Here is a 25,356-nt window from a genome sequence, read left to right as displayed (position 1 = left end):
CCAGAGAGTTCAGCTGAGCCGGAAGCTGACCCGTTGACGATCCCGCACCGCGCCACCGGGACGGAAGACCAAGATCCTTCCCTTGTCGTGGGCCAAATAGGTGGCAGGTTCACCCGGGAGGCGGAACGACACCGCCAGCTGGTCGGAAAGTCCCGGCACCTGGGTGAAACTCGCCGCCCGGCCGTAGGCGTCGCTTTCCTCGTACGGATCGATCCGCACGGTCGTCGCGTCCACGACCCGGACGTACCGGTCCGGGAAGTTCACCGACTGCAGTGCGACGGTGCCCGCCCCACGGAAACCGGCGACGACGCGGAACTGCGAATCGGCCGGCTCTCGGACATTCCCGTCGGCGGTCAGCCGGTACTCGTAGTGCCGCACGTACAACGCGGGATCGTCCAACGGGGACAGTCGCACGCAAGGTCCGCCTTTGCCCACCGGGACACCGAAACCCGGCGTCCCATCGTCGTTCCAGTACAGCCGCTGGACCCGGGTATGCCGGTTCGGGTCGTACAGCGGGTCGCCGGTGATGTCGCGGTAGTCGCGGGCGTGGTAGACGAGGACGTCGGAGCCGTCCTCGGCGACGGTGAACGAATTGTGCCCAGGACCGTACTGCCGAGTTGCCTCGTTCGTGGTGAACACCGGCTGTGGCGACTTCGTCCACGAGCGCGGGTCCAGCAGATCCGAACGCTCGTCGGCGGTGAGCAGCCCCATGCAGTAGCGGGCGTCGGTGGCACTCGCCGAGTAGGTCATGAACACCCGTCCGTTGCGGACGAGCACCGCCGGACCTTCGTTGACCTTGAACCCCTGGATCTCCCAGGGCAGCGTCGGCACCGCGAGCCGCACGGGATCGCCCTTGAGCGCCAGCGGGGACGCCATCTCGGCGAGGTACAGATTGCTGTTGGTCGCGATCCCGGGCTCGCTCTGCGCCCAGGCGAAGTACCGCTTGCCGCGATGCTCGAACGTCGTCGAGTCCAGGGTGAACGTGTCCCACTTCGTCACCATCTGCCCGCGCAGCACCCATGTGCCGGCCCGCGGATCATCCGAAGTGGACTCCAGGACGTAGGTCCGGATACGGAACACGTCGTCGGAGTCGCCCGCGGCGAAGTAGACGTACCAGCGCCCGTCGATCCGGTGCAGTTCCGGCGCCCAGATGTGGCCGCCCATCCTCCCGGACGGCGGACGTCGCCAGATCGTCGTCTCCCTGGCGGTGGCCAGGCCGTCGAGGGTGGCGGCGCCGCGGACGACGATGCGGTCGTACTCGGGTACCGAACCGGTCAGGTAGTACATCCCGTCGACCGGCCTGGTGATGAACGGATCGGCCCGCTGCTCGACCAACGGGTTCCGCGTGGTCAACGGCACGGGAGCGGCTTCGGCGGCCTGAGCCGTACCCGGCGCGAAGCTTCCGACGGCGGTGGCGGCCAGCAGTCCGCCTCCCGCTTTGAACAGGTCACGGCGGTCGATGGTCATGGTCATCCCCTCACTCGGGCCGGGAACCGCAGGAAGGTCACGGAGTTCGGCGGGAAGGTGTACGTGAAGGTGTTCGAGACACCGGAGAACCGCGATTCGCGCGGTGCGATCGGGGTGGCGAAGGCAGTGTTGACGTCGTCCGGCGAGCCTTGCAACGTCGTCACGCGGGCGGTCGCACCCGGCTGGACGCGGTTACCGAGATCGACGCGGGTCCGGGCCGCGGAGGCCTGCGCGTTGACCACCTTGACCACGAGTTCGCCGGTCTTGACGTCGCGGGTGACGACCTGACGGAACGGCTCGGCGACCTTGTCGTCGGTGAACGAGCCCCACTTCCGTCCGTCGAGGAACAGCGTCACCTGACGGCCCCGGACCTCGACCCGCAAGTCGTACTGCCTGCCGGTCTCGATCCTGGTGTCGTTCTGGAGCAGGGTCTGCTTGCCGCCGCCTTCGGTCTTCTCCACGGCCGAGACGGTGTTGTTCCAGCCGCCGAGGTTCCACCAGTAGTTGTTGCCGGTGTCCTTCACTCCGAACGCGACCAGGAAGCCTTCCTTGCCGCCCGTCTTGGTCGCCTTCACGGAGAAGTCGTAGTTGCTCCAAGCGGGATCGCCTGCCGTCACGAGGGTGTTCTCGGCCGCCTGGTCCGACTGGACGTAGGCCCCGTTCGACACCGCCCACGATCCCCGTCCGGCGGCCTTCGACCAGTGTGAATCGTCGCCGGAGAAGTCGTCCGAGAACAGCTGCGCACCGTCGGCCGAGGTGACCTTGACGTCGTCGTACGCCGCGCTCGTCGCCCAAGTGGACAGCCCGATCGCGCCCGAGATGGGCGCGACCGTGGCCGGTGTGGCCGACGCCTTGCTCGGGACCACGTGATCACCGACGTTCGTCATGAACAGCTTCTGCGTCTCGTAGCTGGCCGAAGCCCACGATCGCTGGTTGTCGAACCAGATCATGTCCGGCTTCCACTGCACGTAGTCGGTGTTCGCCAGCAACGGCGCGTACGACGCGAGCTTGACGACGTCGGCGTTCCGCTCCAGCCCGGTCATGTACGCGGCTTCTGCCAGCGCGTTGCCGAACTTGTTGTCCAGCGACGCGTACTCGCCAAGGAACACCTTCGGGCCGTTGCGGTCGTAGGTGTCGTAGCGCTGGTTGTTCTGGAGGAACCACTGTGGACTGTTGTAGTAATGCTCGTCGACCATCGAGACCTTCGCGTTCCGGTTCAGGTCCCACAGCCGGTCGAACGTCGTACCGGTGTCGTCCGGTCCGGAGTTGCCGATCACCGTGATCCCCGGGTATTTCGCCGCGATCGCCTTACGGAACTCGGTGAACCGGGCGAAGAACTCGTCGGGCAGGTTCTCCTCGTTGCCGACGCCGAGATGCGTCAGGTTGAACGGCGCCGGATGCCCCATCTCGGCCCGTTTCTTGCCCCAGGTCGAGGTGACCGGGCCGTTGGCGAACTCGATCAGGTCGAGGGTGTCCTGGATATGCCGCCGCAGCAGCGCCGGATCGTCGGTCGCCTTGTTCTGCCCGCAGCCGGTGACCAGCGCCGGCACCACCGGCAGCGGCATCGCGCCGATGTCCTCGGAGAACTGGAAGTATTCGTAGTAGCCGATGCCGTACGACTGGTTGTAGCCCCAGAAGTTCGCGTTCGTGGCCCGCTGCTCGACCGGGCCGATCGTGTCCTTCCACTGGTACGAACGCTTCCGCTCCCAATTCGGCGCCTCGTAGCCCTGGTGGCTGCCGGTGTTGACCAGGCAGCCACCGGGGAAGCGTACGAAGCCCGGCTTGAGCGCGGCGATCTTCTCCGCGAGATCGGTCCGCATGCCGTTGGGCCGGTTCTTGTAGGTGTCGCGCGGGAACAGCGACACCATGTCCAGCCGCAGCGTGCCACCGCCGGAAGCGGTCAGCGCGAGCCTGCCCAGCGCGCTCGACTCCCGCGCCCGGACGGTGCCGGTGTACTTCACCCAGCCGTCGCCGCGGACCTCGACCCGCAGCGGATCGGCGAGCGCCTTCCCCGCCGGATCGGTGACGGCCACCGTCAGCGGGGTACCCGCCGCGCGATCTGTCCGTGCGAACACCGAGAAGTCGTACTGCTTGCCCTTCTCGACCCGGATTCCCGAGTTGTAGCCGGAGTTCGCGACGCCGTACTCGCCACCCGTGAGGTCCAGCTTCAGATAGTGGCGGTTCCGTTCGTTGAGCCGCCGGTCGTCGTCGGCCACCGTCGCCGTGCCGGCGCCCCCGTCGATCGACGTGGGTGCCCACGACGTCAGCGGGGTGTACGACGCGTTGTCGGCCTGGTCGTACTCGAAGGACCGGTTCTGCACGAGTTCCGCGTACAGCCCGCCGTCCGCGGCGCGGTTGATGTCCTCGAAGAAGACGCCGTACATCGAACGGTCGATCGTGGCACCACGCCCCGCCGCGTCCACGGCGAGGCTGTAGTCGGTCGTCGGTGTCTGGCCAGAAGCGGTCTGAACGGGCACGAGAACGGCGGCGGCGATGGTCAGGGACAGCACACTGATCCGGGCTGATCTGCTGCGCACAGCACTTCCTTTCGCGACGTTGCGAGCGGGAGCTGGGGTGAGGAGTGGGCCGGGCGGGGCATCAGGCGGCGGTGCGGGCCCGCCGTTTGGTCCAGATGTCGTAGGCGACGGCGGCGAGCAGCACGAATCCCTTGACCAGGTTCACGCTCTCGGTCGGCGCGCCGATCAGGGACATGCCGTTGTTGATCACGCCCATGATGAGACCGCCGGTGATCGCGCCGACCACCTTGCCGACCCCGCCCTGCACCGCGGCGCCGCCGATGAACGCCGCGGCGATCGCGTCGAGTTCGAACATGTTGCCCGCGGTCGGCCCGGCCTGGTTGAGCCGTCCCGCCACGATGATCCCGGCGAGCGCGGAGAGCACGCCCATGTTGACGAAGATCCAGAACGTCACGGACTTGACCTTGACGCCGGACAGCGTCGCGGCCTGGAGGTTCCCGCCGATGGCGTAGATGTGGCGGCCGAACACCGCCCGCGTCGTCACCAGCGAGTAGCCGATCACCAGCACCGAAAGCAGGATCAGCACCCACGGCAGGTTCTTGTACCGCGCCAGCTGGACCACCACGAACAGCACGACGGCGGCCGCCGCGGCGATCTTCAGCAGGAACATCGGCAGCGGGTCGACCTCTTGCAGATAGTTCAGCCGGGCCGTCCGCTTGCGCCACCGCGAGACGATCGCGCCCGCGATGGCGAGGGCACCCACCAGCAGGCTGACCACGTCGGCGCCGCCGAGCGGGCCGAGCCCGATGTTGCCGAGGTAGCCGCCGGTGAACCCGTTCGCCAGCGTCCGCACCTCGTCCGGGAACGGGCCGATCCCCTGGTTCCCGAGCACGGTGAGCGTCAGCGCGCGGAAGATCAGCATCCCGGCGAGCGTCACGATGAACGCGGGAATGCCGAAGTAGGCGACCCAATACCCTTGCCACGCACCGATCACCGCGCCGACCGCCAGCGTGATGAGCAGCGCGAGCGGCCATGCCACGCCGAGGTTCACCATCAGCACGGCCGAGATCGCGCCGGTCAGCGCCACCACGGAGCCGACCGACAGGTCGATGTGCCCGGCGATGATGATCAGGATCATGCCGATCGCGAGGATCAGCACGTACGAGTTCTGCACGATCAGGTTCGAGATGTTCTGCGGTTCCAGCAGCGCGCCGCCGGTGAGGATCGAGAACAACACGACGATCAGCGCGAAGGCGACGTAGATGCCGCTCTCACGCGGGTTGAACGAGATCCGGCGCGGCGCCCTGGCCGGCGCGGCTCCCTGCTGTTCACCGACACCGGTGACGGTGTCGGCGGAGGCGGTGCTCATGTCTTACTCCTGTTCCCTGGTCATCGCCCGCATGAGGACCTCTTGAGTGGCCTCGGCCCGGCCGACCTCGCCGGTGATCCGGCCCGCCGACAACGTGTAGATCCGGTCGCACAGCCCGAGCAGTTCCGGCAGCTCGGACGAGATGACCAGCACGGCCTTCCCCTCCTCGGCGAGCCGGTTGACGATCGTGTAGATCTCGTACTTCGCCCCGACGTCGATGCCGCGGGTCGGCTCGTCGAGGATCAGCACGTCCGGATCGGTGAGGATCCATTTGGACAGCACGACCTTCTGCTGGTTGCCGCCGGAGAGCGTGCCGGTCACGCTGCGCACGTCCGGTGCCTTGATGTTCATGCTCTTGCGGAATTCTTCGGCGACACGGTGTTCTTCGTTCTCGTCCACCCAGCCGCGCCGGGCGAGTTTGCGCAACGCGGCACCGGAGACATTGCGCTGGATGTCCTCGATGAGGTTGAGCCCATAGCGTTTGCGGTCTTCGGTGGCGTAGGCGATCCCGTTCGCGACGGCGTCGCCGACCGTGCGCACCTCGATCTCCTTGCCGTCCTTGACCAGGCGGCCGGAGATGTCCTTGCCGTACGAGCGGCCGAACACGCTCATCGCGAGTTCGGTCCGCCCGGCGCCCATCAGCCCCGCGAGTCCGACGATCTCGCCGCGCCGCAGCGTCAGGCTCGCGCCGTCGACGACGACCCGGCCGTGTTGCGTCGGGCTGTGGACTGTCCAGTCCTCGATCCGGAGGACCTCTTCGCCGATCCGCGGTTCCCTCGGCGGGAACCGGTTCTCCAGCTTCCGTCCGACCATCCCGGCGATGATCCGGTCCTCGGTCACCGTGCTCGCGTCCAGCGTCTCGATCGTCCTGCCGTCGCGCAGGATGGTGATCGAGTCGGCGATCGCGGCGATCTCGTTGAGCTTGTGTGAGATCAGGACGCAGGTGACGCCGTCGTCACGGAGGCCGCGCAGCAGTTCGAGCAGATGCGCCGAATCGTCGTCGTTCAGCGCCGCCGTCGGCTCGTCGAGGATCAGCAGTTTGACCTCTTTGGACAGTGCCTTGGCGATCTCCACCAGCTGCTGCTTACCGACGCCGATGTCGAGCACCGGCGTCACCGGGTTCTCCCGCAGGCCGACGCGCCGCAGCAGCTCGCCCGCCTCGGAGTTGGTCCGGTTCCAGTCGATCAGCCCGCCGCGCGCCTTCTCGTTGCCGAGGAAGATGTTCTCCGCGATGGACAGTTGCTGGCACAGCGCCAGCTCCTGGTGGATGATCACGATGCCGCGGCGCTCGCTGTCGCGGATCGCGGAGAACGCGCACGGCTCGCCGTCGAAGACGATCTCGCCGTCGTACGAGCCGTGCGCGTAGACGCCCGAGAGCACCTTCATCAGCGTGGACTTGCCCGCGCCGTTCTCGCCGCAGATCGCGTGGATCTCTCCCCGGCGCACCGACAGGTTCACGTCCTGCAGCGCCTTGACGCCGGGGAAGGTCTTGGTGATCCCCCGCATCCGAAGGATTTCGTCGGTCACGTCGCTACCTCAGCTGTTCCGCTTTGTAGTAGCCCGAGTCGATGAGTTCCTTCTGGTAGTTCCCCTTGTTGAGGATCACCGACTGCAGCAGGAACGCCGGGACGACCTTCTGGCCGTTGTTGTAGTCCGTCGTGTTGTTCGTCTCGGCCTTGCCGCCCTTGAGCACCGCGTCGGCCATCTTGACCGTGGTCTCGGCGAGCTTGCGGGTGTCCTTGAAGATCGTCGAGTACTGCTCGCCGGCGATGATCGACTTCACCGACGCGACCTCGGCGTCCTGGCCGGTGACCACCGGGTACGGCTGGCCAGGGGTTCCGTAGCCGTTGCTCTTGAGCGCCGAGAGGATGCCGATGGAGAGCCCGTCGTACGGCGAGAGCACGCCCTGCACCTTGTCGCCGGAGCTGTAGGTCTTGGTCAGCAGGTCTTCCATCCGCCGCTGCGCCGTCGCCGCCTGCCAGCGCAGGATCGCCGCCACGTTGAACGCGGTCTGGCCGCTCTTGACGACCAGCGTCCCGTTGTCGAGATACGGCTTCAGCACGGACATGGCGCCGTTGAAGAAGAACGTCGCGTTGTTGTCGTCCGGGGAACCCGCGAAGAGTTCGATGTTGAACGGCCCCTTGCCCTCGCCGGGCGAGCCGTCCTCTTTGAGTACCTTGAGGCCGGTGAGCAGCGACGTCGCCTGCTGGACGCCGACCTTGAAGTTGTCGAACGTCGCGTAGTAGTCGACGTTCGGGGTGTTGCGGATCAGCCGGTCGTAGGCGATGACCGGGATCTTCTTGTCCGCGGCCTCCTGCAGCTGGGTGGTGATCGCGGTGCCGTCGATCGAGGCGATCACGAGCAGCTTCGCGCCCTTGGTGATCTGGTTCTCGATCTGGTTCACCTGGGTGGGGATGTCGTCCTCGGCGTACTGAAGGTCGACCTGGTAGCCCAGCTTCTCCAGCGCCGCCTTGATGTTGTCGCCGTCGTGGATCCAGCGCTCGGACGACTTGGTCGGCATGGTGACACCGACGAGGCCGCCCGCGGCACCTCCCGCGGCCGCCTGCTGATCGACGGTCTTCTCACTCGAACCGCAGGCCGTCAGCGCGGCACCGAGGCCGACCGCCACGGCCAGTGTGGCCAGTTTCGTGAACTTCATTGTTCCTTCTCTCCGGTGGGGACCGATCAGAATCCTTGTGCGAGCCGGTAGTAGGCCTGGTTCCAGCGCATCCGGTCGGCGATCGAGGCCGGCGTCGTGGCCTGGTCGATCACCAGCAGCTCGACGTCGAGCATGGTGGCGAAATCCCGGATCGTTTCGGCGCCGACGGCCTGGGTGAGCACCGTGTGGTGCGGGCCGCCCGCGGTGATCCACGCCTCGGCGGAGGTCGCCAGCGACGGCGCCGGCTTCCACACCGCGCGCGCCACCGGCAGGTTCGGCAGCGGTTCGTCGGGCGCGACGACCTCGACCTCGTTGGCCACCAGGCGGAACCGGTCGCCGAGGTCGGCGAGGCCGATCACGACCGCGTCTCCGGCGGCGGCGTCGAAGACCAGCCGGACGGGATCCTCACGGCCGCCGATACCGAGCGGGTGGATCTCGCACGAGGGCTTGGCGGCGGCGATGCTCGGGCAGACTTCGAGCATGTGCGCGCCGAGGATCTTCGGTTCGCCGGGGCCGAAGTGGTAGGTGTAGTCCTCCATGAAGGAGGTCCCGCGTGCGGAGTCGCGGCCCATCGCCTTCACCGCGGTCAACAACGCGGACGTCTTCCAGTCGCCCTCGCCGCCGAAGCCGTAGCCGTCGGCCATCAGCCGCTGCACCGCGAGACCGGGGAGCTGCCGCAGTCCGCCGAGATCCTCGAAGTTCGTGGTGAACGCGCCGAACCCACCGTCCGTCAGGAAGCTGCGGAGCCCCTGTTCGATCCTGGCCGCGTAGCGCAGCGATTCGTGCCGCTCCCCCGCCTTGGTCAGTTCCGGCGCGAGCGCGTACGTCTCGGCGTACTCGTCGACGAGAGTGTCGACCTCGGCGTCGGGCACCGCGTCCACCAGGGCGACGAGTTCGTTGACGCCGTAGGTGTTCACCGAGACGCCGAACTTCAGTTCCGCCTCGACCTTGTCCCCGTCGGTGACCGCGACGTCGCGCATGTTGTCACCGAACCGCGCGAGCTTGAGCGAACCGATCGTCTGGCGCCCGACAGCCGCGCGGACCCAGGCGTCGATCCGGTCGGCGACCGACGGATCCGCCGCGTGCCCGGCGATGGTCTTGCGCGGCACCCCGAGCCGGGTCTGGATGTAGCCGAACTCGCGGTCGCCGTGCGCGGCCTGGTTCAGGTTCATGAAGTCCATGTCGATGGACTGCCACGGCAGCGCCTCGTTGAGCTGCGTGTGCAGATGCAGCAAGGGTTTCCGCAGCGCGTCGAGTCCGGTGATCCACATCTTCGCCGGCGAGAACGTGTGCATCCAGGCGATCACCCCGACACACGCGTCGTCCGCGTTCGCCTCGAGCATCACGCGCCGGATCGCCGACGGCTCGGTCAGCACCGGCTTGGCGACGATCTCCGCCGAGATCCGGCCGGTGTCGGCCAGCATCCGCTGGATCTGCAACGACTGGCCCGCGACCTGTTCGAGGGTCTCCTCGCCGTACAGCGCCTGGCTCCCGGTGAGGAACCAGACCTCGGTCTTGCGTTGTGTGCTCACTTTTCTCCCTGCTGGCCGTAGACGTTCTGGTAGCGCGCGTAGAGCCGGTCCACGTCCTGTTCGGACAGTGGTTCCGGCCTGCCCAGCGCGGAAGCGATGTGGACGGTCTTGGCGACGTCCTCGACCATGACGGCGGCCTTGACCGCGTCGCGTGCGGTGCGGCCGACGGTGAACGGGCCGTGGTTGCGCATCAGCACCGCGGGCGACCGGCTGGACCGCAGCGTCTCGACGATGCCCCGGCCGATCGAGTCGTCGCCGATCAGCGCGAACGGGCCGACCGGGATCTCGCCGCCGAACTCGTCCGCGATCATGGTGAGCACGCACGGGATCGGTTCCCCGACCGCGGCCCACGCGGTCGCGTACGTCGAATGCGTGTGCACGACCCCGCCGACCTCCGGCATGTGCCGGTAGACGTAGGCGTGCGCGGCCGTGTCCGAGGACGGCGCGAGGTCGCCGTGGACGACCTCGCCGTACAGGTCGGTGACGACCATCGTGTCGGCACTCAGCTCGTCGTAGGACACCCCGGACGGTTTGATCACCATCAGGTCGTGCCCGGGGACGCGTGCCGACACGTTGCCCGCGGTCCAGATGACCAGTTCGTAGCGGGTCAGCTCGCTGTGCAACCGCGCGACGGTGTCGCGCAGCTCTTCGAAGGTGTCCGTGATCTCCACGGCGAGGCTCATCGGTGCAGTCCTTTCCGGACGGAACGGCGCCGGGCGGCGAGCCGGTGCATGACGTCGTTGGCCCCACGGCCGAAGTAGTCGTGCAACGCGGTGTACTCGGCGTAAAGGTCGTTGTAGGCCTTGACGTTCTCGGCGATCGGCCGGTGGACCGCCCGGCGGACCGAGCCCATCGCGAGCGCGGCGGCCGGGACGTCGGCATGTGCTCCGGCGGCGACGGCGGCGTGGATCGCCGAGCCCAGCGCGGGACTCTGCGCCGAACCGGCCACGGAAAGCGGCAGGTTCGTGACGTCGGCGTAGATCTGCATCAGGAGCGGGTTCTTGACCAGGCCACCGGCGACGATCAGTTCGGTGACCGGCACCCCGGCGCGTTCGAAGGTCTCGATGATCGTCCGGGTACCGAACGCGGTCGCTTCCAGGAGCGCGCGGTAGGTGTCCTCGGCGCGGGTCGCGAGGGTCTGCCCGACGACGACGCCGGACAGTTCGTGGTCGACCAGTACCGATCGGTTCCCGCTGTGCCAGTCGAGCGCGACCAGTCCGTGCTCGCCGATCTCCTGTACCGAGGCGAGCCGCGTGAGCAGTTCGTGGACGGAGATCCCCGCTTCCCTGGCATCATCCACATAGGACGCGGGAGCGCCGTGTTCGACGAACCACGCGAAGATGTCGCCGACCCCGCTCTGGCCGGCCTCGTAGCCCCACTTCCCGGACACGATCCCGCCGTCGACGACACCGCACATCCCCGGCACCTCCCGCAGTTCGGCGCCGTTCATCACGTGACAGGTGGAGGTACCCATGATCGCGACCATCTGGCCCGGTTCCACCGCCTGGACCGCGGGCGCGGTGACGTGCGCGTCGACGTTGCCGACGGCGACCGCGATCCCCTCGGGCAACCCGGTCCATTCCGCCGCCTGAGCGCTCAGGCTCCCCGCCTTGGCACCGAGTGCACCCAGCGGTTGCACGAGCTTCTCGTCCACAAAGGACCCGAAGCCGGGCGCCAGCTCCTCCAGGAACTCGGCGCTCGGATACCGGCCGTCCTGCAGGATGCCCTTGTACCCGGCGGTGCAGGCGTTGCGGACGTAGGTCCCCGTGAGCTGCCAGACGATCCAGTCGGCGAGTTCGACCCAGTGCCGCATCCGGGCATAGACCTCAGGTGCCTCTTCGTAGACCTCCAGCGCCTTGGCGAACTCCCACTCCGAGGAGATCAGCCCGCCGTAGCGCGGCAGCCACGACTCGCCACGCTTTCGCGCCAGCGCGTTGATCCGGTCCGCCTGCGGCTGGGCTGAGTGGTGACGCCACAGCTTCACGTACGCGTGCGGATCCCCGGCGAACTCGGGCAGTTCGCATAGCGGCGTGCCCTCGGCCGTGGTCGGCACCATGGTGCACGCGGTGAAGTCGGTGCCGATACCGATCACGTCGCCGGGGTCCGCCCCGGCGGCACGGACGGCCTCCGGTACGGCGGTGCGGAGGACGTCGATGTAGTCCGACGGCACCTGGAGCGCCCAATCCGGCGGCAGACCATGACCGGTCCGCGGCAGGATCCGGTCGATCACGCCGTGCCGGTACTCCGAAACCGCGCTGCCCAGTTCCGCGCCGTCGCGGACGCGGACCACGACGGCCCGGCCGGACAGCGTTCCGAAGTCGACGCCGACGACCAGCGGCTCCCTTGTACTCACTTCTTCTCCCGCACTGTTAGCGTTCACATTTCTGGTCGAAAACCACGATCATGCGTGCTTGGAGCCGGAACTCGCGTGTTTCTGGCCGGTCCGGCTCCAATCACGCGAGTTACGGCCCCAAGCACGCGTGTTCCGTCTTACGTCGCCCGCCTGCCGACGAGACGTTGCAGCACGATGAAGGCGAACAGCAGCGCACCGGTGATGATCGAGGTCCACCAGGAGTTCAGCGTGCCGTCGAAGGTGATCAGGGTCTGGATGATGCCCAGTACCATGATCCCGAGCACCGTCCCGAGGACGTAGCCGGAACCGCCGGTGAGCAGCGTGCCACCGATGACGACGGCCGCGATCGCCGTCAGTTCCAGCCCGACGCCGTTGAGCGGATCGCCGGAGGACTTGTACAGCACCAGCAGCAGCCCGCCGAGCGCCGAGCAGAACCCGCTGAGCGTGTAGACCGTGATTCGCGTGCGGCCGACGTTCAGCCCCATCAACAGCGCGGACTTCGGGTTCCCGCCGATCGCGTAGACCGTCCGGCCGAACCGGGTTCCGTACAGGACGTACGCCGCGACGGCGACCACCACGAGCGCGACGACCACGCCGATCGAGATGTGCAGCTCCCCGCCGAGCGGGATCTGCGTCTGCGCGAGGCTCGCGACCGTCGGGTCGTCGATCGAGTACGCCTGGGTGCTGATCGTGTAGCAGAGCCCCCTGGCGAAGAACATCCCGATCAGGGTGGCGATGAACGGCTGGATCTCGAATACCTGGACCAGCACGCCCATGCCGAAGCCGAGCGCCGCGCCGATCGCCAATACCGCGGGGATCACCGCGAGCACCGGCCAGCCCTGGTTCTGCAGCAGATCGGCCGAGACCACTGTGGACAGTGCCACCACCGAGCCCACCGAGAGGTCGATCCCGCCGGTGAGGATCACGAACGTCATCCCGACGGCGACGACCAGCAGGAAGGCGTTGTTGATGAACAGGTCGAGCACCACCTGTCCGGATCCGAACGCCGTATAGCTCGAAGCGCCGTAGACGTAAGCGCCGATGAGCATCGCCATCGTCGCCAGGATCGGAAGATGCCGCTGCCGGGGCCGATAGCCCTTGACGCGGTCGAGTGTCGTCATACCCCGGCCTCCACCTTCTCCGGCCGGACGGCGGGCGACGGCGGGGCCGTCTTCCGCCGCCGGGCGAGCTTCCTGCGGAACACCGGCGACTGCAGCAGGCAGACCGCCAGCACGACCACGGCCTTGAACAGCATGATCGCCTGCGGGGCGATGCCGAGCGCGTAGACGGTCGTCGTCAACGTCTGGATGAGCAGCGCGCCGATCACCGAGCCGGTGAGCGAGAAGCGGCCACCGGTCAGCTGCGTCCCGCCGATGACGACGGCGAGGATCGCGTCGAGTTCGATGAACTGCCCGGCGTTGTTGCCGTCGGCGCTGTGCACGTTCGCGCTGATCATCAGACCGGCGATGCCGGCGCAGAGCGCGCAGAAGACGTAGGTGAGCCAGATCAGCCGCGCCGACCGCAGCCCGGCGAGCCTGCCCGCCTCCGGGTTGCCGCCCACGGATTCGACCAGCAGGCCCAGCGCCGACCGGCGGACCAGCACCGCGGCGATCGCGAACACGGCCAGCGCGATGAGGATCGCGCTGGGCAGGCCGAAGGTGAACCCGCTGCCGATCCATTCGTACGGATGCGAGTTGACGGTGATGATCTGGCCGCCGGTGATCAGCTGGGCGATACCGCGGCCCGCGACCATCAGGATCAGCGTCGCGATGATCGGCTGGATCCCGAGCACCGCCACGAGCCAGCCGTTCCACACGCCCAGCGCGAGAGCCAGGCCCAACGCCATCCCGACCGCCGCGAGCGTCCCGCCGACACTGTTCTGATCGCCGAGTCCGCTGATGTGCAGGCACGCGAGCGCACCGCTGATCGCGACGACGGCGCCGACGGAGAGGTCGATCCCCCGCGTCGCCACCACCAGTGTCATGCCGATCGCGATGAGGATCAGCGGGGCGCCGTTCTTGAGGATGTCGATGAGGTTCCCGTAAAGATGCCCGTCGCGGAATTCGATCGCGAAGAACGCCGGATGGGCGATGAGGTCGCCGAGCAGCAGCGCCAGCAGCGCGACGACCGGCCAGAACAACCGATGTTTGGTCATCGTGCGACTCCTTCGGCCATCGTCGCCATCACCTGGTCCGCGGTCAGCGACTCGTTGTCGAGTACGGCGACCACCGCGCGGTCGCGCAGCACGACGACGCGATGGCTCAGCCGGAGCACCTCTTCGAGTTCGGCGGAGATGAACACCACGGCCATCCCCTCGCCCGAGAGCCGCGCGACCAGCCGCTGGATCTCCGTTTTGGCGCCGATGTCGATACCGCGCGTCGGCTCGTCGAGGATCAGCAGCCGCGGTTCGGTGATGAGCCACCGCGCGAGCAGCACCTTCTGCTGGTTGCCGCCGCTCAGGTCGCCGACCTTCGCCTCGGCGTTGGCAGGCCGGATGTCGAGCGCCTTGATGTAGCGCTCGGCGATCTCGTCCTGCCGCCGCCGCGGGATCGGCCGGGCCCAGCCGCGCGAGGCCTGCAGCGCGAGCACGATGTTCTCGCGCACGGTGAGTTCCTCGACGAGGCCTTCGGTCTTGCGGTTCTCCGAGCAGAACGCGATGCGGTGGTCGAGACCGGTCCGCGGTGTCTTCAGCGACACCGGCTCGCCGCCGATCCGCACCGAACCGCTGTCCGCGTGATCGGCGCCGAACAGCAGCCGCGCCAGTTCGGTACGACCCGAACCGAGCAGCCCGGCGAGACCGACGACCTCGCCTGCCCGGATGTCGAGCGAGAACGGCGCGACGCCGCCCTTGCGGCCGACGTCGCCCGCTTCGAGGAAGACGGGCGCCCCGGCGACGTCCGACCGGCTGTGCCCCGCGTCCTCGATGTCTTCGAGTGCCGCGAGTTCCTTGCCGATCATCCTGGTCACCAGGTCGACCGGGGTGATCTCCTCGGTGCGGTACTCCCCGATCAGCTTCCCGTTGCGCAGCACCGTCATCCGGTCCGCGACGGCGAAGACCTGCTCGATGAAATGCGAGACGAACAGGATCGCCATCCCCTGGTCCCGCAGCGAGCGCACCACGTTCAGCAGCTGCTCGACCTCGCCCGCGTCCAAACTGGACGTCGGTTCGTCGAGCACGAGCACCCGCGCCTCGACGTCGAGCGCCCTGGCGATCGCGACCAGTTGCTGCACCGCGATCGAGCAGCTGCTCAGCTCGGCCGAAACGTCCACTTCGACGTCCAGCCTGGCCAGCAGCGCGGCCGCCCGGCGACGCGTCTCGCGCCAGTCGATGCGGCCGCGCCGTCGCGGCTCCTTGCCCAGGCAGATGTTCTCCGCCACCGACAGGTTCGGGCAGAGGTTCACTTCCTGGTAGACGGTGCTCACGCCGGAGCGCTGCGCTTCCCCCGGGCCGCTGAACGCGACCCGGGAGCCGTCGAGCTCGATGGTGCCCGCGTCCACCCCGTACACGCCGGTGAGCACCTTGATCAGAGTGGACTTGCCGGCGCCGTTCTCGCCCATCAGGGCGTGCACTTCGCCGGGGAACATCCGGAAGGAGACGTCGTCGAGGGCGACCACGCCGGGGAATTCCTTCCGGATGTGGCTCATCCGCAGCATCGCAGGAGGTTCCGTCATCGGCTCAGTACTGGCGTTGCGGCAGCGCGGCCTTCGCGGCGGCCTGGTCGAATTCGGTCTCGGTGGTCTCGATACGCGGGGGCACCTGCTCCCCGGCGGCGACCTTCTTCACCAGATCCATCAGCTGCGGGCCGAGCAGCGGGTTGCATTCGACGACGTGGTTGATCTTGCCGTCGGCCAACGCCTGCAGGGCGTCGCGGACGCCGTCGACCGAGACGATCTTGATGTCCTTGCCGGGCACCTTGCCTGCCGCCTCGATCGCTTCGATGGCACCGAGGGCCATGTCGTCGTTGTGCGCGTACAGCACGTCGATCTTGGGCTGGGACTTCAGGAAGGCCTCCATGACCTCCTTGCCCTTGGCCCGGGTGAACTCACCGGTCTGCGACGCGACGACCTTGAACTTGGGGTTCGACGCGATGACGTCGGCGAAGCCCTTCTTGCGGTCGTTCGCCGGCGCGGAACCGGTGGTGCCCTGCAGTTCCACGATGCTGACGTCGCCGGCCGCCGAGCCGAACTCCTTGGCCAGCCACTCGCCCGCCTTCTTGCCCTCGGCGACGAAATCCGAGCCGAGGAAGGTCTTGTACAGCGACTTGTCCGGCGAGTCGACGGCCCGGTCGGTGAGGATCACCGGGATGTTCGCCGTCTTCGCCTCCTTGAGCACGGTGTCCCAGCCGGATTCCACGACCGGCGAGAAGGCGATCACCTTGACCTTCTGCTGGATGTAGGACCGGATCGCGGCGATCTGGTTCTCCTGCTTCTGCTGCGCGTCGGAGAACTTCAGCTCGATCCCGGCCGCTTTCGCCGACTCCTGGATCGACTTCGTGTTCGCCGTACGCCAGCCGCTTTCCGCGCCCACTTGGGCGAAGCCGAGGGTGAGGGCGCCGCCGCCACCCGTTCCGCCGCCACCGCCGCAAGCGGAGAGCAGGAGCAGCCCGGCCACTCCGGCCACGATCGCCGTCCACGGTTTTCTTGCCACATCGACTCCTAGATCCGCACTGATCATTTGAGTTAGCGTTAACATTCGCGCCTTGAGCCGCTGGGAACGGCTCTCGGTGCTACGAAAGACCGGTGCTCTCCCGGACGATCAGTTCGGGGACCACCAGGTCGCGGTCTCGGTCCTCACCGCCGTTCATGCGGCGGCGGAGCAGGTCGAACGTGCGCCTGCCGACTTCGACGAAGTCCTGGCGCACCGTCGTCAGCGGCGGCGTGTAGTACGCCGCTTCGGGAACGTCGTCGAAGCCGACGATCCGCATCTCCCCCGGCACGTTCACGCCGGCTTCGGTGCAGGCGCGAAGGAAGCCGAGGGCCATCTGGTCGTTGGCCACGAACACCGCGTCCAGGCCCTTTTCGCCGACGAGGGATCGCCCCGCCGCGTACCCGGAACGCGCACTCCAGTCGCCGCGGACGACGGGCGGGATCGGCGCGCCGTGCCGTTCCAGGGTTTCGCGCCAGCCGCGTTCGCGGTCGAGCGCCTCCAGCCAGTCTTCGGGTCCGGCCACATGCCAGACGGTCGAGTGCCCGAGGCCGAGAAGATGTTCGGTGGCACGGCGCGCGCCGTCGTACTGGTCGACCGAGATCACCGGGACCGGCGCCTTCTCGCCACCGCCGACCGCGACGAGCGGCACGTCGCTGGGCGCCGCCTCCAGCGCGCGGGCGGCGGTGACGTGCGGCGCGATCACGACGATGCCCTCGACGGCCTGGCGGCGCAGGCGCTCCACCGCGTCGGTGATGGACGACCGGCCCGGGCGGCTGATGCTGGTTATGGTCGTCGCGTAGCCGGCTTCGCGGGCGGCGTGCTCGATGCCGCTCAAGGTGCTGGCCGGACCGTAGAGGTTGGCCTCCAGCGCGACCACGCCGAGCGTGCCCGAGCGGCCGGTGACCAGCGCGCGGGCGACCGAGTTCGGCCGGTAGTCCAGCTGCTCGATCGCCGCGTTCACGCGGACCCTCGTCTCGGCGCGGACCGGCCCGGTGCCGTTGATGACCCGCGAGACCGTCATATGCGAAACACCCGCGAGCGCGGCCACGTCGGTGAGACTGGCCTGCTTGCTCTCGGTGGTTTCGCGTGCCATCGACTGTCTCCCACTTTCGGTACCGTGTGACGAGTGCCGCAAGTGTTAGCGATAACACGAGCCGGGTCAAGCGCTCGCCGAGTCACAGTCGGGTCACGGCACCGTTCGGTGAGTCAACCGTGTCGTCCAACCAGTCACGCGTGTCGTCCGTCGGGTCACGCGTGTCGTCCGTCCAGTCACGCGAAACGGCCAGCTCCGCACAAGCAGTCTCGGCGCGTCAACTGGAGGCGCGATGCGTGAGCGAGACCGGCAAGATCCGCTGGCGGGGCTTGAGATCCCGGTCGTCCATCACCGCGAGCAGGGTTTCGACCATCGCGTGGACCTGTTCCCGCGGGTCCTGATGGACCGACGTGAGCGGCGGGTCCATTTCCGGCGCGAGGGTCGCGTTGTCGTCGAAGCTGACGACGGCGACGTCGGCGGGGATCCGCCGTCCGGCGGAATGCAGCGTGCGGAGCGCGCCGAGGGCCATCATGTCGCTGGCCACGAAGACGGCGTCGAGATCGGGGCGCCGCGCGAGCAGGTTCGACATCGCCTTCGCTCCGCCGGTCAGGGTGAAGTCGCCTTCCTCCATCAGGTCCGCCGGGTCGAGCCCGGCGTCGAGGAGGGTCTTGCGCCAGCCGGAGAGCCGGTCGATCGCCGCGCTCTGGTCCTGCGGGCCCGCGATCGTGGCGATCCGGCGGTGGCCGGCCTCGACCAGATGCGCGACAGCCAGTTTCGCGCCGCCCTCGTTGTCGAAGTCGACGACGTGGACACCACGTTTGAGCCCGGCCGCCTGGCCGCCGTACACCACCGGGATCCTCAACTGCCGCAACGCCTTGGGCAGCGGGTCGGTGCGATGCGGCGCGAACACCAGCACACCGTCGACGTGCCCGCCGTCCAGGAACCGGACCGTGCGGTCGAGGTCTTCGCGGGTGTCGCTGAAGATCAAGACCATCTGACAGCCGATGTCGGCGAGCTCGCGATAGCCCGCGCGCATGACCGCGGTGCGGTACGGGTCGTCGAGCAACCGCGCCTCCGGCTCCGACAAGACGACCGCGACCGCGCCGGTCCGCTTGGTCACCAGGGATCTGGCCGCCTGGTTCGGGGAGTACCCGAGTTCACGGGCCGCGGCTTGGACCTTCTCGCGGGAACGCGCGCTGACGTAGCCGTCGTCGTTCAGCGCACGGGACGCCGTCGACCGGCTGACCCCGGCGGACGCGGCGACGTCTTCCAGCGTCGGCCTGCCGTCTTCCCCTGGTCGAGGCCCCACCAGCGCCACCTTCACTCTTCAGCTCCATCCGGACACCGACAGCTTAGTGTCCGGCGGGCCATCGCACTGAGAGCGCTCCCCTGCCGGAAACACTCTCATTACAAGCTATTGACACGGCCATACCTTGGCGACAGACTCTGCGCATCCTGGGAGCGCTCCCATTTTCTCCCCCACCCATCAGCAAGGGACAAAGACGTGAGAAGCATCCGGAACGGCCTGGTGCTGGCACTGGGTATCACGATGACGGCGTTCGGACTGGCGGCGTGCGGCGGTGACGACGGCGGGACACCCGCCGCGTCGGACCCGAACGCGAAGGTCGAACTGTCACTGGCGACGTTCACCGAGTTCGGCTACGAGGACCTGATCCCCGAGTACGAGCGGCTGCACCCGAACATCAAGATCACCCACCGCAAGACCGGACAGGGCGGGCCGTACCACCAGGACCTGATCACGAAACTGGCCGCCGGTTCCGGTCTCGCCGATGTCACCGCCGTCGAGGAGGGGCATCTGTCGAACGTCCTCGACAAGGGCTCGAAGTTCAACGACCTGACCAAGATCGGCCCGGCGGAGGTGTCCCCCGACCGCTGGCTCGGCTGGAAGTACGACGCGGCGAAGACCAAGGACGGCAAGCTCATCGGCTACGGGACGGATATCGGCCCGCTGGCCATGTGCTACCGCAAGGACATGCTCGAAGCGGCGGGGATGCCGTCCGACCCCGAAGCGGTCAAACCGCTGTTCGCGAGCTGGGACAGCTACTTCGCGGCGGGCGAGCAGTACGTCGCCAAGTCCGGCGGGAAGGCGTGGTTCGACTCGGCCGCGCAGAACTTCAACGCCATGGTCAACCAGCTCCCCAACGGCTACATCGGCAGCGACGACAAGCTCGCGGTGGAATCGAACCAGGGCATCAAGGACGCCTGGACCAAGGTCACCGGTGCCGTCGCGAAAGGACAGTCGGCGAAGCTGACCGCGTTCAGCAACGAGTGGAACTCCGGATTCAAGCAGGGCGCCTTCGCCACGAAGGTGTGCCCCGCGTGGATGCTCGGCGTGATCGAAGAACACTCCGGCCCGGAGAACGCCGGCAAGTGGGCGGTCACCGCGGCCTTCCCCGGTGGTGGCGGGAACTGGGGCGGTTCATACCTGACCGTGCCCACGCAGTCGAAGCACCCGAAGGAAGCGGCCGAACTCGCCGCCTGGCTGACCGCGCCCGAGCAGCAGATCAAGGCGTTCAAGGCGAAGGGCACCTTCCCCAGCCAGGTCAAGGCGCTGGAGGATCCGGCGCTGCTGAGCGAGACCGACGCCTACTTCGGTGGTGCCAAGATCGGGCAGCTGTTCGCCGAGCAGGCCAAGAAGGTCGCGAAGCCGCAGTACAAGGGCCCCGGTGACGGCCAGATCCAGGAGAACGCGTCGAGCCCGGCGCTGCAGGCCGTCGAACAGGGCAAGTCCGCGGCCGAGGGCTGGACACAGCTGCTCGAAGCCGCGAAGAAGATCACGCGCTGACCGATGACCGTCGTCGACAAGATCACGCCGGACGAGGAGAAGGCCGGGGTGCGCACATCGCCCCGGCCCACCCTCCGCCATCGGCTGAGCCGGTGGGACGTCAAGGTCTCGCCGTACCTCTACATCGCCCCGTTCTTCGTCGTGTTCGGGATCGTCGGGTTGTTCCCGCTGCTCTACACGGCGTACGTGTCCCTGTTCAGCTGGGAGGCGGGCGACGACGATCCGTCCTTCATCGGGCTGGACAACTTCAAGGAACTGTTCGCCGACACGCAGTTCTGGAACGCGCTCGAAAACACCGTCAGCATCTTCCTGCTCTCCAGCGTTCCGCAGCTGATCATCGCGGTGCTCCTGGCGGCGCTGCTCAGCGCCAGGATCCGCGGGGCGACCGGCTGGCGCGGCGGCGTCCTGCTCCCGTACGCCGCCAGCCTGGTGGCACTCGGCATCATCTTCGCGAACCTGTTCGGGCCGAAGTACGGGCTGGTCAACGGTCTGCTGCAGACGATCGGACTGAACCCGGTCGACTGGCAGGCCGACCGGTTCGGCAGCCATGTCGCGATCGCGATCATGGTGAACTGGCGCTGGACCGGGTACAACGCGCTGATCGTGCTGGCGGCGATGCAGGCCGTCCCGAAGGAACTGCACGAAGCCGCCCTCATCGACGGCGCGGGCACCGCACGCCGGTTCTTCAGCATCACGCTGCCCTTGCTGAAGCCGACACTGATCTTCGTCACGATCACCTCGACCATCGGCGGCCTGCAGATCTTCACCGAGCCCAAGCTGTTCGACGCCATGCCGGGCTCGAACAACGGCGGGTCGTCCAACCAGTTCCAGACCGTGACGTTGTACCTGTACCAAACGGCCTTCGAGAACTACGAACTCGGCTACGCCTCGGCGATCGCGTGGGTGCTGTTCGTGATCATCGTCCTGATCGCGTTGGTGAACTTCTTCCTCACCGGAAGGCTCGCGGCGGTGAAAAAGAAATGACCACGATCCACAATGGACTCAAGCGCGGCGTCTCGGCGCTGGGCAAACCGCGCCGGGCGACCTACGTCGTGCTCGCGATCTTCGTGCTGGGCTCGCTCTTCCCGTTCTATTGGTCGTTCCTGGTGGCCAGCCGGGACAGCGGGATGCTCACCGAGCGGGTGCCATCCTTCCTGCCGGGCGGGAACTTCTTCGCCAACGCGGCGAGGGTGTTCGACACGGTGCCCTTCTGGAAGGCGCTCGCGAACAGCCTGATCGTGTCCGGCACGGTCACCCTCACCACGGTGCTGTTCTCGGCGCTCGCCGGATTCGCGTTCGCCAAACTGCGGTTCCGCGGCCGGAACGGGTTGTTCGTGTTCATCGTCATCACCCTCGCCGTGCCGACCCAGCTCGGCATCATCCCGCTGTTCATGGCCATGTCGGAGTTCGGCTGGGCCGGCGGCTTGCAATCGGTGATCGTGCCGAACCTGGTGACCGCGTTCGGCGTCTTCTGGATGCGGCAATACACGCTGGACGCCGTTCCGTACGAACTGATCGAAGCGGCAAGGGTCGACGGCTGCAGCATGATCCGGATCTTCTGGAACGTCTGCCTGCCCGCGGTCCGCCCGGCGGCGGCGATCCTCGCCATGTTCACGTTCATGACGTCGTGGAACGACTTCCTCTGGCCGCTCGTGGTGCTGGACGCCGGCAACCCCACCGTCCAGCTGGCTCTGGAGAAGCTGCAGAGCGGCTACTACGTCGACTATTCGCTGGTGCTGGCCGGAACCACCCTGGCCACCATCCCGATCCTCATCGTCTTCCTCCTCCTCGGCCGCCAGATCGTGGCCGGGATCATGCAAGGTGCCGTGAAAGGGTGACCATGTCCGCTCATCCCGACAGTGTCCGGGCGAAGACCGCGCTGCTGTTCCCGCCCGGATTCGTGTGGGGCGCCGCCACGGCGGCCTTCCAGGTCGAAGGGGCGACGACCGCCGACGGCCGGACCGATTCGATCTGGGACGTCTTCGCCCGCCGTCCCGGCGCCGTCGCCGGCGGCGACACCGGGGAGCCGGGCGCCGATCATTACCGGCGCTACGCCGAGGACGTCGACCTCATGCGGCGGCTCGGACTCGGCGCGTACCGGTTCTCCCTGTCGTGGCCGCGGATCCGGCCCGGCGGCGGCGCCCCGAATCCCCAGGGGCTCGCGTTCTACGACCGGCTCGTGGACAAACTCCTCGAAGCCGGAGTGGAGCCATGGGCGACGCTGTATCACTGGGATCTGCCCCAGTCCCTGGAAGACCAGGGCGGCTGGGTGGCACGCGAGACCGCCTTCCGGTTCGCCGAGTACGCCGAAACGGTCGTCGCGCGCTTGGGCGACCGCGTGCCGCGCTGGTCTACCCTGAACGAGCCGTGGTGCGCCGCGATGCTGGGCTACGCGCGCGGGATCCACGCCCCCGGCAGGCAGGAGCCTCGCGCCGCTGTCGCGGCCGCGCACCATCTGCTGCTGGGGCACGGGCTCGCGATGGACGTCCTGCGGCGGCACGCGCCGGCCGCGTCGTCAGGGGTGACGCTGAACCTGTACCCGGTGTCGGCGGTCGACCCGTCGTCCACTGTGGACACGGAGGCCGCGCGCCGGATCGACGGCCTGCAGAACCGGCTGTTCCTGGACCCGGTGCTTCGCGGCTCCTACCCCGCGGATCTGCGGACCGATCTGGCGCCGCTCGGCATCGAAGAGCTCGTGCGGGACGGCGATCTCTCGACCATCGCCGCTCCGATCGATTGGCTGGGTATCAACTACTACCGCGGCTACCAGGTGGCGGGCACTCCCCTGCCCGGCAGTGAACCGGCGGGCGCCGACTGGCTCGGCTCGCCCGACGTCCATTTCGTCCCCGACGAGGCGGCACCGCGCACCGACTCCGGCTGGGAAGTCCAGCCATCGCGGCTCACCGAATGCCTGCTGCGCGTCCACCGCGACTATCGGCCGATCCCGTTGTACATCACCGAAAACGGCGCGTCGTATCCCGACGCGCTGATCGGCGGGGACATCGCGGACACCGATCGGATCGCCTTCCTCGACGCGCACCTGCGCGCCGCGTACGAGGCGATCGAGGCCGGCGTCGACCTGCGCGGCTACTTCTACTGGTCGCTGCTCGACAACTTCGAGTGGGCCGAGGGGTACGCCAAGCGGTTCGGCCTCGTGCACGTCGACTACGAGACCCAGCAGCGGACGCCGAAGCGGAGCGCGCTCTGGTACGCCCGGACGATCAGCCTGAACGGGCTGAGCTGACGGCAAGGGGCGTTCAGGACGTCTTCGTCCCGAACGCCCCTTGCCTGACGGCTACCCGCGGATGACCGCGGCCCGTTCGGCGACGGCCCGCTGGTCGGGGCCATGGGCCTCGGCGGTCCGGAAATCGTTGACGCAGCCGGGTACGTCCGCCGGGGAAACACAGTTGTCCGGCAGGTTGCCGCTCACCACGGCCCCGTTCACCAGCGTGACGTGTGCGTCGAGCGTGAGGATTCCGCCACCGGACGCCGGAAGCGGGTAGGAGCCCGCCCCAGGCTCGCCCGCGGCGTTGTCGCTGACCTTCACCTCGTCGAGCGTGAGATTGTCATCGAATACGCCGAGTCCGCCGCCTCGGCCTCCGTAGCCTGAGTACCCGGAGTACCCGCCCGGCCCCGCGACACCGGCGTCACCGCCTCGGCCCGCCTGGTTGCCCGAGACGGTGGCGCCGACGATGGCGGGATTCAGCAGCACTCCTCCGCTGGACGACACGAACACGCCGCCTGCGGCGCCTCCGCCGCCGCCGTCCCCCGCTCCGCCACCTTCGGCACCTCCCGTACCACCCTTGCCGCCACTCCCGGCGCTGTTACCGGTGATAGTGCCGCCGGTGATCCGCAAGACGGTCCCGCTGAGGGCGTCGACGCCCGCGCCGAAACCGGCGGTCCCGCCTCGTCCGCCCGGTTTGGCGGCCACACCGTTTCCGCCCGGGCCGCCGGAACCACTGGCGTTACCGGTGATCGTGGTACGAGTGATCGTCAGGGTGATCTGCGAGGAAGAGTACGAGGAGATGCCGCCGCCGAAACCTCCGCCGCCCCCGCGCCCCGCGTAGGTGGTGGCGGTCGCGTCGGTGCCAGGAGCACCCGCGCCCGCGGTGTTGCCGCTGATGACGCTGTCGGTGATGGTCAGCGGGCCCCAGTTCTCGATACCGCCGCCGGATCCACCCGGGTTCGCGTCGCCATAGGAGTTGGTCCCGGCTCCGTCGGAAGCGTGACCACCGGCGATCGTGATCTCGTTCAGCGTCAGGTCGCCCCAATTGGAGATGATCCGGAATCGGGGCGCGTCCTTGGCGCGTTCGATCGTGGCGTGGTTGCCGTGGACGGTGAGCTTTCCCCGAATCGAGGGCAGCCCGGCGTTCCAGGTGGCGTCGGCGACAGTCGTGAGCGTGTAGACGCAGTTCGCAGCCAGGGACAGCGTGTCCGGCTCGGGGGTGGCGTTGGCGTCGGTGATGGCCTGGACCAGCGCGGTGGGATCGCAGGGTACGGCGGTTTCGGCGGCTTGCGCCGGTGGAGCGACCAGGGCGAACGTCCCCAGCACGGTGGCCGTGGTCGCGATTCGTCTTCGGGATCCTGCACTCGGCATCATCAACGAACCTCTCAGGTCAAGGAATGGGATGACGACGTTTTCACGGAATTCCCCAGTCGTGAAAACATCACATCGAGAACATTAGAAGTGCCACCCTTCTCCCTCAATTGATATGATCCACATCACACGATTACCGGCTATCGGGAATCGTGGCGAAAAGCCGAATACAAAGCGGAAGTCGTATCGGAGCACCGTCACCCCGGCGGTATTGCGGTGGCCGTGTCCCGGCAGGTCTTGTTATCGTGGGGGCGGACCTGATCGACGAACAGGGAGACCAGACGTGGCAGGTGAAGACGACATCTCCGGGTGAGCCGGAGTTGGCAGGCCACCGGCGTTGACGCCGACGTGGCCACCTTGTCGTCCCCTCGAAGCCACGTCCACCGCGGTGCAGCCTTGTGGCGCCCGCTGTCTT

19 protein-coding genes are annotated in these 25,356 nt (G+C 67.8%); 4 read left to right on the top strand and 15 right to left on the bottom strand.

Going from position 1 to position 25,356, the window contains the following annotated elements:
- Window positions 1-9 precede the first annotated feature (9 nt).
- The 14 genes from ACIBTM_RS25075 to ACIBTM_RS25010 all read right to left on the bottom strand — a co-directional run bounded on the left by ACIBTM_RS25075 (window position 10) and on the right by ACIBTM_RS25010 (window position 18,862).
- Window positions 10-1,467 carry a family 43 glycosylhydrolase gene (locus ACIBTM_RS25075; RefSeq protein ID WP_395879543.1) on the bottom strand — a complete coding sequence of 486 codons (1,458 nt, stop codon included), beginning with the start codon at window positions 1,465-1,467 and terminating at the stop codon, window positions 10-12.
- A 2-nt stretch (window positions 1,468-1,469) separates the two neighbouring features.
- Window positions 1,470-4,004 carry an alpha-L-arabinofuranosidase C-terminal domain-containing protein gene (locus tag ACIBTM_RS25070; RefSeq protein ID WP_395879542.1) on the bottom strand — a complete coding sequence of 845 codons (2,535 nt, stop codon included), beginning with the start codon at window positions 4,002-4,004 and terminating at the stop codon, window positions 1,470-1,472.
- A 61-nt stretch (window positions 4,005-4,065) separates the two neighbouring features.
- The gene (gene mmsB, locus ACIBTM_RS25065; RefSeq protein WP_395879541.1) at window positions 4,066-5,313 is read right to left on the bottom strand and encodes a multiple monosaccharide ABC transporter permease; all 1,248 of its coding nucleotides are present in this window, start codon (window positions 5,311-5,313) and stop codon (window positions 4,066-4,068) included.
- Between the two features lie 3 nt (window positions 5,314-5,316).
- On the bottom strand, window positions 5,317-6,840 hold the full coding sequence (gene mmsA / locus ACIBTM_RS25060) for a multiple monosaccharide ABC transporter ATP-binding protein (RefSeq protein WP_395879539.1): 1,524 nt from the start codon (window positions 6,838-6,840) through the stop codon (window positions 5,317-5,319).
- Between the two features lie 4 nt (window positions 6,841-6,844).
- Window positions 6,845-7,972: a multiple monosaccharide ABC transporter substrate-binding protein gene (chvE, locus tag ACIBTM_RS25055; protein ID WP_395879538.1), complete on the bottom strand. Its 1,128-nt coding sequence runs from the start codon at window positions 7,970-7,972 to the stop codon at window positions 6,845-6,847.
- Between the two features lie 26 nt (window positions 7,973-7,998).
- Window positions 7,999-9,504, bottom strand: a complete 1,506-nt coding sequence (gene araA / locus ACIBTM_RS25050; RefSeq protein WP_395879537.1) for an L-arabinose isomerase — start codon at window positions 9,502-9,504, stop codon at window positions 7,999-8,001.
- A complete protein-coding gene (locus ACIBTM_RS25045) occupies window positions 9,501-10,187 on the bottom strand; it encodes an L-ribulose-5-phosphate 4-epimerase (protein ID WP_395879536.1) in 687 nt (228 codons plus the stop codon). The genes araA and ACIBTM_RS25045 overlap by 4 nt, the downstream gene beginning before the upstream one ends.
- Window positions 10,184-11,857, bottom strand: a complete 1,674-nt coding sequence (araB, locus tag ACIBTM_RS25040) for a ribulokinase (RefSeq protein WP_395879535.1) — start codon at window positions 11,855-11,857, stop codon at window positions 10,184-10,186. The genes ACIBTM_RS25045 and araB overlap by 4 nt, the downstream gene beginning before the upstream one ends.
- Before the next feature lie 137 nt (window positions 11,858-11,994).
- Window positions 11,995-12,978, bottom strand: coding sequence for a galactofuranose ABC transporter, permease protein YjfF (yjfF, locus tag ACIBTM_RS25035; protein ID WP_395879534.1), 984 nt, complete (start codon window positions 12,976-12,978; stop codon window positions 11,995-11,997).
- On the bottom strand, window positions 12,975-14,012 hold the full coding sequence (locus tag ACIBTM_RS25030) for an ABC transporter permease (RefSeq protein ID WP_395879532.1): 1,038 nt from the start codon (window positions 14,010-14,012) through the stop codon (window positions 12,975-12,977). The genes yjfF and ACIBTM_RS25030 overlap by 4 nt, the downstream gene beginning before the upstream one ends.
- The gene (locus tag ACIBTM_RS25025; protein ID WP_395879936.1) at window positions 14,009-15,511 is read right to left on the bottom strand and encodes a sugar ABC transporter ATP-binding protein; all 1,503 of its coding nucleotides are present in this window, start codon (window positions 15,509-15,511) and stop codon (window positions 14,009-14,011) included. The genes ACIBTM_RS25030 and ACIBTM_RS25025 overlap by 4 nt, the downstream gene beginning before the upstream one ends.
- A 22-nt stretch (window positions 15,512-15,533) precedes the next feature.
- The gene (locus ACIBTM_RS25020) at window positions 15,534-16,532 is read right to left on the bottom strand and encodes an ABC transporter substrate-binding protein (protein WP_395879531.1); all 999 of its coding nucleotides are present in this window, start codon (window positions 16,530-16,532) and stop codon (window positions 15,534-15,536) included.
- Between the two features lie 52 nt (window positions 16,533-16,584).
- Window positions 16,585-17,598 carry a LacI family DNA-binding transcriptional regulator gene (locus tag ACIBTM_RS25015; protein ID WP_395879530.1) on the bottom strand — a complete coding sequence of 338 codons (1,014 nt, stop codon included), beginning with the start codon at window positions 17,596-17,598 and terminating at the stop codon, window positions 16,585-16,587.
- 217 nt (window positions 17,599-17,815) lie between these two features.
- Entirely contained in the window at window positions 17,816-18,862 is a 1,047-nt protein-coding gene (locus ACIBTM_RS25010; RefSeq protein ID WP_083715685.1) for a LacI family DNA-binding transcriptional regulator, read from the bottom strand.
- A 180-nt stretch (window positions 18,863-19,042) separates the two neighbouring features.
- On the opposite strand from ACIBTM_RS25010, the gene ACIBTM_RS25005 reads away from it, so the two are divergent.
- The 4 genes from ACIBTM_RS25005 to ACIBTM_RS24990 are packed head-to-tail and all read left to right on the top strand — an operon-like array spanning window position 19,043 to window position 23,588.
- Window positions 19,043-20,344: an extracellular solute-binding protein gene (locus tag ACIBTM_RS25005; protein WP_395879528.1), complete on the top strand. Its 1,302-nt coding sequence runs from the start codon at window positions 19,043-19,045 to the stop codon at window positions 20,342-20,344.
- Between the two features lie 3 nt (window positions 20,345-20,347).
- Window positions 20,348-21,328, top strand: a complete 981-nt coding sequence (locus tag ACIBTM_RS25000) for a carbohydrate ABC transporter permease (protein WP_395879527.1) — start codon at window positions 20,348-20,350, stop codon at window positions 21,326-21,328.
- Window positions 21,325-22,182 (top strand): carbohydrate ABC transporter permease, encoded by an 858-nt coding sequence (locus tag ACIBTM_RS24995; protein WP_395879526.1) that lies wholly within the window; start codon window positions 21,325-21,327, stop codon window positions 22,180-22,182. The genes ACIBTM_RS25000 and ACIBTM_RS24995 overlap by 4 nt, the downstream gene beginning before the upstream one ends.
- A complete protein-coding gene (locus ACIBTM_RS24990) occupies window positions 22,179-23,588 on the top strand; it encodes a GH1 family beta-glucosidase (RefSeq protein ID WP_395879525.1) in 1,410 nt (469 codons plus the stop codon). Before ACIBTM_RS24995 ends, ACIBTM_RS24990 begins: the two co-directional genes overlap by 4 nt.
- A gap of 51 nt (window positions 23,589-23,639) precedes the next feature.
- Here ACIBTM_RS24990 and ACIBTM_RS24985 read toward each other — a convergent pair whose 3' ends face one another.
- Complete coding sequence (locus ACIBTM_RS24985) at window positions 23,640-24,944, bottom strand: hypothetical protein (RefSeq protein ID WP_395879524.1); 1,305 nt, start codon at window positions 24,942-24,944, stop codon at window positions 23,640-23,642.
- Window positions 24,945-25,356: the final 412 nt, after the last annotated feature.

It is taken from the genome of Amycolatopsis sp. NPDC049868 (assembly GCF_044461365.1).
Lineage (GTDB): Bacteria > Actinomycetota > Actinomycetes > Mycobacteriales > Pseudonocardiaceae > Amycolatopsis.
Note: the sequence above shows the minus strand (reverse complement) of the source record. Positions and strands in the feature narration are given on the sequence as shown.

Excerpts from the sequence above, each read along its gene's own strand:
- ACIBTM_RS24995 (WP_395879526.1), top strand. The coding sequence starts at position 21,325 with ATGACCACGATCCACAATGGACTCAAGCGCGGCGTCTCGGCGCTGGGC.
- yjfF (WP_395879534.1), bottom strand. The coding sequence starts at position 12,978 with ATGACGACACTCGACCGCGTCAAGGGCTATCGGCCCCGGCAGCGGCAT.
- chvE (WP_395879538.1), bottom strand. The coding sequence starts at position 7,972 with ATGAAGTTCACGAAACTGGCCACACTGGCCGTGGCGGTCGGCCTCGGT.
- ACIBTM_RS25015 (WP_395879530.1), bottom strand. The coding sequence starts at position 17,598 with ATGGCACGCGAAACCACCGAGAGCAAGCAGGCCAGTCTCACCGACGTG.
- ACIBTM_RS25025 (WP_395879936.1), bottom strand. The coding sequence starts at position 15,511 with ATGCTGCGGATGAGCCACATCCGGAAGGAATTCCCCGGCGTGGTCGCC.
- ACIBTM_RS25045 (WP_395879536.1), bottom strand. The coding sequence starts at position 10,187 with ATGAGCCTCGCCGTGGAGATCACGGACACCTTCGAAGAGCTGCGCGAC.
- mmsB (WP_395879541.1), bottom strand. The coding sequence starts at position 5,313 with ATGAGCACCGCCTCCGCCGACACCGTCACCGGTGTCGGTGAACAGCAG.
- ACIBTM_RS25030 (WP_395879532.1), bottom strand. The coding sequence starts at position 14,012 with ATGACCAAACATCGGTTGTTCTGGCCGGTCGTCGCGCTGCTGGCGCTG.
- ACIBTM_RS24985 (WP_395879524.1), bottom strand. The coding sequence starts at position 24,944 with ATGATGCCGAGTGCAGGATCCCGAAGACGAATCGCGACCACGGCCACC.
- ACIBTM_RS25000 (WP_395879527.1), top strand. The coding sequence starts at position 20,348 with ATGACCGTCGTCGACAAGATCACGCCGGACGAGGAGAAGGCCGGGGTG.
- ACIBTM_RS25075 (WP_395879543.1), bottom strand. The coding sequence starts at position 1,467 with ATGACCATCGACCGCCGTGACCTGTTCAAAGCGGGAGGCGGACTGCTG.
- ACIBTM_RS25020 (WP_395879531.1), bottom strand. The coding sequence starts at position 16,532 with ATGATCAGTGCGGATCTAGGAGTCGATGTGGCAAGAAAACCGTGGACG.